The 8,045-nt window shown below is 62.7% G+C and carries 11 protein-coding genes; 6 read left to right on the forward strand and 5 right to left on the reverse strand.

All coding sequences use genetic code 11. The annotated features are described in order from the left end of the window. Positions 1 to 117 precede the first annotated feature (117 nt). Positions 118 to 909, reverse strand: coding sequence for a tRNA threonylcarbamoyladenosine dehydratase (locus tag ACVOLI_RS19680; protein ID WP_481615675.1), 792 nt, complete (start codon positions 907 to 909; stop codon positions 118 to 120). A gap of 130 nt (positions 910 to 1,039) precedes the next feature. Here ACVOLI_RS19680 and ACVOLI_RS19685 point away from each other — a divergent pair, with 130 nt between their 5' ends. Together ACVOLI_RS19685 and ACVOLI_RS19690 are read left to right on the forward strand one after the other, a co-directional pair. Next, complete coding sequence (locus tag ACVOLI_RS19685; RefSeq protein WP_481615676.1) at positions 1,040 to 1,477, forward strand: cytochrome c; 438 nt, start codon at positions 1,040 to 1,042, stop codon at positions 1,475 to 1,477. Between the two features lie 111 nt (positions 1,478 to 1,588). Further along, entirely contained in the window at positions 1,589 to 2,086 is a 498-nt protein-coding gene (locus ACVOLI_RS19690) for a glycine zipper 2TM domain-containing protein (protein WP_282271585.1), read from the forward strand. 72 nt (positions 2,087 to 2,158) lie between these two features. Here the strand turns inward: ACVOLI_RS19690 and ACVOLI_RS19695 are convergent, their stop codons facing one another. Further along, on the reverse strand, positions 2,159 to 2,368 hold the full coding sequence (locus tag ACVOLI_RS19695) for a cold-shock protein (protein ID WP_282271583.1): 210 nt from the start codon (positions 2,366 to 2,368) through the stop codon (positions 2,159 to 2,161). 233 nt (positions 2,369 to 2,601) lie between these two features. Between ACVOLI_RS19695 and ACVOLI_RS19700 the strand changes: the two genes are divergently transcribed. The 3 genes from ACVOLI_RS19700 to arsC all read left to right on the forward strand — a co-directional run bounded on the left by ACVOLI_RS19700 (position 2,602) and on the right by arsC (position 4,703). After that, positions 2,602 to 3,087, forward strand: coding sequence for a DUF456 domain-containing protein (locus tag ACVOLI_RS19700; RefSeq protein WP_282271581.1), 486 nt, complete (start codon positions 2,602 to 2,604; stop codon positions 3,085 to 3,087). Positions 3,088 to 3,209: 122 nt separating this feature from the next. Beyond that, a complete protein-coding gene (locus ACVOLI_RS19705) occupies positions 3,210 to 4,349 on the forward strand; it encodes a phospholipase A (RefSeq protein ID WP_481615677.1) in 1,140 nt (379 codons plus the stop codon). 3 nt (positions 4,350 to 4,352) lie between these two features. Further along, positions 4,353 to 4,703, forward strand: a complete 351-nt coding sequence (gene arsC, locus ACVOLI_RS19710) for an arsenate reductase (glutaredoxin) (RefSeq protein WP_481615678.1) — start codon at positions 4,353 to 4,355, stop codon at positions 4,701 to 4,703. A 55-nt stretch (positions 4,704 to 4,758) separates the two neighbouring features. On the opposite strand, the gene ACVOLI_RS19715 is transcribed toward arsC, so the two are convergent. Continuing rightward, complete coding sequence (locus ACVOLI_RS19715; protein ID WP_481615679.1) at positions 4,759 to 5,292, reverse strand: DsbA family protein; 534 nt, start codon at positions 5,290 to 5,292, stop codon at positions 4,759 to 4,761. A gap of 176 nt (positions 5,293 to 5,468) precedes the next feature. Between ACVOLI_RS19715 and ACVOLI_RS19720 the strand changes: the two genes are divergently transcribed. Continuing rightward, positions 5,469 to 6,578 (forward strand): sterol desaturase family protein, encoded by a 1,110-nt coding sequence (locus ACVOLI_RS19720; protein WP_481615680.1) that lies wholly within the window; start codon positions 5,469 to 5,471, stop codon positions 6,576 to 6,578. 86 nt (positions 6,579 to 6,664) lie between these two features. Here the strand turns inward: ACVOLI_RS19720 and ACVOLI_RS19725 are convergent, their stop codons facing one another. Both ACVOLI_RS19725 and ACVOLI_RS19730 read right to left on the reverse strand, forming a co-directional pair. Further along, complete coding sequence (locus ACVOLI_RS19725; RefSeq protein ID WP_481615681.1) at positions 6,665 to 7,300, reverse strand: glutathione S-transferase family protein; 636 nt, start codon at positions 7,298 to 7,300, stop codon at positions 6,665 to 6,667. A 290-nt stretch (positions 7,301 to 7,590) separates the two neighbouring features. After that, a complete protein-coding gene (locus tag ACVOLI_RS19730; protein WP_481615682.1) occupies positions 7,591 to 7,908 on the reverse strand; it encodes a hypothetical protein in 318 nt (105 codons plus the stop codon). Positions 7,909 to 8,045 lie beyond the last annotated feature (137 nt).

Here is an 8,045-nt window from a genome sequence, read left to right on the forward strand (position 1 = left end):
GGCCGGGCTTACCCGCCTAAGCCACGTATCGGTCAGATTGCAAACATGCAGGCGACTTCATCGATGCCAGCTTCGCGGCTGACGCCGCCCCCACAAACCACAACCGCTCTCAGGCTTTTACGCGCGGTTCTTCAACAGCATTTCCAGGGCCTTGCCCACTGCCACGAACGCAAATGCGCCGGTGATATGCGTTGCCGCGCCAAGACCGCCGCCGCAATCCAGCTTCAAGGCCTCGTCCGGGCCCAGATTCGGGCGGATGCCACAGACGCTGCCGTCGGCCTGCGGGTACTTCACGTTCTCCAGCGAATACACCGCCGGCACGCCGAAGTAGCGCTTTGCGCTCTTGGGGAAGTTGAACTCGCTGCGCAGCTTCTTGCGGATCAGCGCCATCATCGCGTCATGCTCGGTACGCGATACGTCGCGCACCCGTACCAGGGTTGGATCGGTACGCCCGCCAGCCGCACCAATGGTGATCATCGGCAGCTTGCGCCGGCGGCACCAGGCGATGGTCTCGACCTTCACCCGGAAGCTGTCACAGGCGTCGATCACCAGATCAAAACCACGGTCCAGCAACTCGGCCATGTTGGCTGGGGTCAGGAACGATTCCACCGCCTCGACCTGGACATCCGGGTTGATCGCACGGCAGCGCTCGGCCATCGCCACAGACTTGTTGCGACCGTATTGCCCGGCCATCGCCGGCAGCTGTCGGTTGGTGTTGGAAACGCAGATATCGTCGGCGTCGATCAGGCTCAGGTGGCCCACCGCCGAGCGCACCAGCGCTTCCACGATCCACGAGCCGACCCCACCCATGCCAACCACGGCGACCTTGCAGCCGCTCAGATGGGTGATGGTGCCTGCCCCGTACAGCCGGTCGATACCGGCAAAGCGCTCACGCAATTCTTCTTTCATCGGCGCATTTTACGGCCTGCCCCGGCATGGCGGCGAGCCGACCATCGGCACGATGACACGGGCTTCGCTTGTGCCGCTGCATAATGCCCGGCAGTCGAACCCCTTTGCCACGTAGCCTGGAGCCAACGCAATGTCCGACCCAGCACCCGTCCGCCCCCCGTCCAAAGCCTCACGCTACCTGTTCGTCCTGCTCGCCGGCCTGCTGATCGGGGTGATCGCCACCGTGATGGGGATGCGCGCCATCCAGGCCCGCCAGGATCACTTCCCGGACAGTCTGATGACGGTGATGGCCAAGCAGGCCCAATTGCTGGATGAGAGCCGGAAGCAGAACCGCTGCAGCGTCACCGACAGCACACCACGCCTGCAGACACTGCGGGCACTGGCCAACGACCTGGAGACCGCCTTCCCGGGTCTGCGCGATGACGAGCGCTTCCAGCAGCACGCCAGCCGCTTCCGCGCCACCTTGAACGATGCACTGGCCAAGCCGCCTGCAGATTGCGCCACGTTGGCTGCTGCGGTGCAAAAAATCGGCAGCGACTGCAAGTCGTGCCATCAGGACTTCAAGTAAGCAAACTGCGTTTTCACATGTGATTGGCCCTCCATTCACATGCAAAACCGCAGGATCTTCGCCGCGGGTCACTCAGTTGTACCCACTTTCAATCTGGCAAGGAGAAACACCATGAAGATCCAACTGATCGCTGCAGGCGCAATTGCCAGTCTGGCGCTGGCCGGTTGCGCAACCTCCCCCGGTTACGGTGGTGGCTACAACAACGGCGGCTACAACAATGGTGGTAACTACGGCAACAACAACGGCTACAACCAGAACCGTTGCACCGATTGCGGCATCGTCACCCGCATCGATACCGTCGCCTCCGGCCGCACTGCGCCCAGCGCAACCGGTGCCATTCTCGGCGGCATCGTCGGCGCAGTCGCAGGCCACGAGATCTCCGACAAGACCGGCGGCAGCAAGGGCAACCAGAACATCGCCGCCGTCGCAGGCGCGGTTGGTGGCGCCATGGCCGGTAACAAGATCCAGCAGAACGTCACCGGCAACTCGTATGACATCCAGGTGCGCATGGACGATGGCCGCGTGATCGTGGTCAACCAGAAGGACCTGGGCGGTATCCGCGAGAACACCTATGTGCGCGTGGTCAACGGCCGCGTGGTGCTCCGCTGAGCCGTTCCCGTCACCACTGACGGAGAAAGGCCCGCTTGCGCGGGCCTTTCTTTTAACTGTACGACCGCCGGATCAGGCCGGCTGTACGGCGTCAGCCTGCAGGCCCTTCTGGCCCTGCACAACGGTAAAGGTGACCTTCTGGCCTTCCTTCAGGCTTTTGAAGCCATCGGTCTGGATGGCGCGGAAGTGCACGAACACGTCCTCACCATTCTCGCGGCTGATGAAGCCGAAGCCCTTGGCGTCGTTGAACCACTTGACGGTACCGGTTTCGCGATCAGACATCTCGACTTACTCCCTGTAGCTCTTTCGTTTGATGGTTACGCCCGGTGAGGCGGCTGGTTGCAAGGAGGAAGCGAGGTGCAGCGATGCAGCAAATCCTTGGATCTACCCATCAGGCCACGATTCACGGTGACCTTGCCAAGCTCAGCGGCTGCAACTTAACTCGGGGCTAAATAAATTGCAACACCGGCACATGCATTAAAGTCAACCCCTATCCGACCCCCTTCAGAGCACACATGGACTATTCATTCATCTTCTATCTGGTAGGCGCCCTGCTGGTCCTGGTCGGCATAGCCGGCATCATCCTGCCCGCGCTGCCGGGGGTGCCGCTGGTGTTCGTCGGCTTGCTGCTGGCCGCCTGGGGCGACGGCTTCAACCGGGTAGGCTGGCTGCCCCTGGTGGTACTGGGTGTATTGACGGTCATCTCGATCATCGTGGATGTGATCTGCACCGTCGCCGGCGCCAAGAAAGTGGGCGCCAGCAAGCTGGCCCTGATCGGCTCGGCGATAGGTACGGTGGTCGGCCTGTTCTTCATGCCGATCGGCCTGTTCGTGGGTCCGTTCCTCGGCGCCCTCGGCGGTGAGTACCTGCACGGCCGTCAGCTCGGCCAGGCCACCAAGGTCGGCCTCGGCACCTGGCTGGGCATCGTCCTCGGGGTCGCACTCAAGCTGGGCCTGGCAGTCGCCATGGTCGGCGTGTTCGCCATTGCCTGGTTCTTCTGAACGCCACCCTGACTCCACGTGGACAGGGTAATCACCGACAATCCTCAACTTGCCACTGCTGCCGGCGTGCAATTTCCCCGATTGCCCCGGCCCGGCCACCCCACAGCGACCGGATGGAACCCATGCAAATACACGCTCTTCGCCATGCCCTGCTGCTCATCCTGAGCGGTGCCAGCGCTTCGGCTCTCGCGCAGGAATCGATGCCAACCCCCGCCTCGCCGCAGGCCTGCTTCGCGCTTGAGACCGATGCCACCCGCCTGGCCTGCTACGACAGCGCACTCGGCCGCACCCCCACCGACACCCGTGCAGCCGATGCCGCGGCCGCCGCTGCACAGCAGGCGCGCAAGGAGGCCAAGGCCACCGCCAAGGAACTGGACCAGCCACTACCACGCCGCAACGAGCTGTTCGCGCATGACGAACTGGATTCGGCAGCCGCCAATGCCGGCCGCGGCTCCTTGCTGGACAGCCGCTGGGAGCTGGCCAAGGACTCCAAGCTGGGCCTGTTCCAGCTGCGCGCCTACAAGCCGGTGTATCTGCTGCCGGCCTTCTGGAGCAGCAAGCCCAATGAGATGCCGCACTCGCCCAACCCCAACAACACCGTCACCCAGGCCGAGGAGCTGGACAGCACAGAGCTGAAGTTCCAGCTCAGCTTCAAGACCAAGGTCACCGAGAACCTGTTCGGCGACAACGGCGATATCTGGGTTGGCTATACCCAGAGCTCGCGCTGGCAGGCCTACAACAGTGAACTGTCGCGCCCGTTCCGCGAAACCAACTACGAACCCGAGGTGATGCTGACCTTCCGCAACGGCTACTCGCTGTTTGGCTGGAACGGGCGCATGACCGGCTTCAGCCTCAACCATCAATCCAATGGCCGCAGCGATCCACTTTCGCGCAGCTGGAACCGGGTGGTGATGAACGTCGGCCTGGACCGTGAGAACTGGGCGATCATGCTGCGCCCCTGGTACCGCATTCCGGAAGGTCGACGCGACGACAACAATCCGGACATCGAGGACTACATGGGCCGCGGTGACGCCACCCTGGTCTACAACCGCAACGGCCATGAGCTGGCCATCACCGGCCGCCACTCATTGCGCAGCGGTGATCGCTCGCATGGCTCGCTGCAGATGGACTACGGCTTCCCGATCAACAAGCTGCTGCGCGGCCATGTACAGGTATTCGATGGCTACGGCGAGAGCATGATCGACTACAACCACCGCGCCACCTACATCGGCCTTGGCGTGTCCCTGCTGGAGTGGTTCTGAACAATGAAAGCGACCATCTGGCACAACAACCGCTGTTCCAACTCACGCGGCGCGCTGGCGCTGCTGCAGGAGGCAGGTGTCGATGTCGAGGTCATCAACTACCTCGACAACCCGCCCACGGCCGCCCAGCTGCGCACGCTGCTTGACGCCATGGGCATGCCTGCCCGCGACTTGCTGCGCAGCAAGGAGACCGCCTATGCCCAGCTTGGGCTGGCCGCGAAACTCGATGACGAGGCTGCATTGGTCGAAGCGATGAGCCAGCACCCGACGCTGATCAACCGGCCCATCGTGCGTACCGCCAAGGGCACGGCCCTGTGCCGCCCACCGGAAACCGTGCTCAGCCTGATCGGCTGAGCCCCGCTCTCTGCAGCACCTGCTCTGGCGCCGCCCTGGCGTGCGCCAGGCAACCTCAGTTGCGCTTGGCAGTGGCCTGGACGATGGCGTCGTAGAGCTCTTCGAAGCTTTGCCTGGGCTGGAACAATTCGCCATTGATGAAGAAGCTGGGCGTGCCAGTGACACCGCTACGCATACCGCTCTCGATATCACGCTGTATCCGCAGCAGACTATTGCTGTCGTCCATCGCTTCGGCCAGCCCATCTTCCGGCAAGCCCAACTCACGCATCAGCTCGCGATAGACCACCTCGCCGAGCTGCTGCTGACTGCGGAACAGCGCGTCATGCGCCTCCCAGAACTTGCCATGGTCGGCGGCATACTCAGCAGTGATCGCCGCTGGCAACGCCTGAGGGTGCGCCTGCACCAGCGGGAAATTGCGGAACACCAGGCACAAGCCTTCGCCAAAGCGCTGCTGCAGGCGCTTCACCAGCGAAAACGCCTCGCCGCAGTACGGGCATTGGTAGTCGGCATACTCAACCAGTACCACCGGCGCATCCAGGCTGCCCTGGACGTGATCCGCCATGCTCACCGGAACCGTCAATCCGCTCATCCCTTCACTCCCGATCATTGCTGCCAATTCACCGTGCAAGCGTAACGTTTGATCATGGCAACGCTACCCATTCAACCGCGCAGCGGGCGTGAAGTATGGCTATCGAACCCAGCCTGCCACTACCGCCGTTCAGCAGACGCAGGCAGAATCGGCCGATCAAAGACAGGAAGTCCGCAATGGTCCGTACCCGCCGTTCATTCTTTGCCTACGGCTCCGCGCTGCTTGGAGTCCTGAGCCTGCTGGCCGTTGCCTGTTTCCATTTCCCCGAACTGCTGACCAGCCGCGAGTTCCGCGCGGTCTACAACGAACAGTTTGCCCGCCACCTGCTGCTGGTCGGGCTGGCAGCTGCGTTCATCATGGGTACCATCGCGATCCTGCGCGATCGCAACAAGCGCATCGCCACCCTGGGCGTCGGCACGGCAACTCTGGCGGTGCTGCTCGGCGGCACCAATGTCCAATTCGACGCCATCGGCCAGACGCCGTACTCGCTAGGCCTGGATTGGTTCGTGCTGTCGCTGTTCTTCTCGGCGCTGGTATTCGTGCCGCTGGAACGATACCTGGGCAAGCGTGAGCTGTCGCCGCTGCGTCCTGGCTGGCGTACCGATGTGGCCTACTTCTTCATGAGCCACGTACTGGTGCAGTTCATCCTGATCCTGGTCACCGCTTCCACCTCGACCATCGCCGGGCTGGCAGCGTTCCCCTCGTTGAAGACAGCCATCCAGTCACTGCCGGTGTGGGCACAGTTCCTGATCGCAGTCTTTGTCGCCGACATGGCCCAGGCCCTGCTGCACCGCGCGTATCACAACATCCCCTGGCTCTGGCGCTTCCACGCCGTGCACCACTCCAGCCGGCACATGGACTGGCTGGCCGGCTCACGCGTGCACTTTGTCGAGATCGTGCTGACCCGCAGTGCGGTGTTGTTGCCGCTGCTGATCCTAGGCTTCTCCACCCCGGCGGTGAATGCCTACGTGATCCTGGTCGGCCTGCAGGCGGTGTTGGCGCACGCCAATCTCGGCATCCGCTTCGGTTGGCTGGAATACCTGCTGGTACTGCCGCGCTACCACCACTGGCACCACGCCCGACAGCAGGACTATGTCGACGTCAACTACGCCATCCACCTGCCGCTGGTGGACATGCTGATGGGCACCTTCAAGCTACCGCGCGATCAAGCCCAATGGCCGCAGGAGTATGGCGTGATGAAGCTGGAGACGGTGCCCAACGGCATCATCAAACAGCACCTGATGCCGTTCCAGGGAGGACGCAAGTTCGACGACCACGTCGATTGAGCGATCCGCCCGGCTCTTGTAGGGGCGGCGCTGGGTGGCCTCGGGCCATAAGCCGCGAAGCCACCAATGTCACCGCACCGTCACGCTCACAACCAATCACTGATCCCCTCACGCCGATAAACCTCGGCAAATGCCGGCCGCGCCTTCATCCGCGCTGCATGCGCAGCCAGCGCCGGCCAGCTGTCGCTAGGACGCGGCATGTTGCGGCTCCAGCGCATCAGCATGGTCAACATGAAATCGACGACGCTCAGCTGATCGCCCAGAACATGGGGGCCATGCGCACCCAGATGATCAGCCATCTGCTGCCAGGCTGCTTCCAACTGCAGCCGGGCCCGCTGCTTCACTTCCTCTGCATGCAATTCACCAGCCGGCTCCTGCGGATAGAACCAGGCGCGATAGGCTGGCATCAAGGTGTACACGCAGAAACACATCCAACGGTAATAGTCACCGCGCGCAGCGCTGCCCGGCGCGGGTGCCAGCCCTGCCTGCGGGTGCAGATCGGCGAGATGCATGGCAATGGCAGCGGACTCGGTCAGTACCTGTCCATCCAAGATCAGCGCAGGCACGCGGCCGGCAGGATTGATCGCCAGGAACTCCGCTGACTTCTGTTCGCCGCGCTCAAAATCCAGCTGGCGCAGCTCATGCGCGATACAAAGCTCGATCAGCAGCCAATGCACCACCAATGAAGCAGTGCTTTGCGATCCGTACAGAACAACCGACATGCGCTGGGTTCCCGGCTGGAAAAACACATTCTAACCAGGCCAGAGACCGCACTTGTAGGAGCGGCGTAAGCCGCGAAGCTGATGAAGCAACCGCTGCAGCAACAGCAAAGATCAAAAGCACCCCTCTCCAACCCTCCCCTTGCCTGCGGCAAAGGGAGGTAGCAGACGCCGCGCCGCCGTGCTTTCGTGGCAGCGGCGTAGGCTGCGGAGCTGATGATTTGATGGCTTCCCGGGAAAGCCTCTGCCGAGCATGGCTCGGCACTACAGGTGCGTCGCAGCTATCGGCTGGTTCAGTTGCAGCTGTTCATGCAACTGTTCAAGCGTTCGCCACACACCGACGCGGCAGACCTGTTCTGGCAGAACGCCTGTGAAGTCTGGCATGCACCGCGCAGCTCCGGATTGGCGATCTTGTCACACTGGTTGTTGCGGTTCGCTTCACCACAGTCGCCGTAACTGCGTGGGTTGGCATTGCAGCGCTGATAGGCGTTCTGGCAATACGTCACGCAGGCTGCGGGATCGTTGCGCGGCGCGCCCTGCCAACCGCCGCCGCTCGCACAGGCGGCAAGCAACAACACCATCGGAACAAGCACCCATGTAAACCTGCGCATCGGACAATCCCTGGAAACGACGACGGCCCCCCCCAAAACCCGGGCCGCGCCGGCGAAACCCAGGAAACCGGGGGGTTAAAGCGCGGTAAAAGGAAATTTTCAAAGGGGGGCGGGCAATAACGCGGCCCCCGGGTGTT

It is taken from the genome of Stenotrophomonas sp. STEN029, from assembly GCF_056760015.1.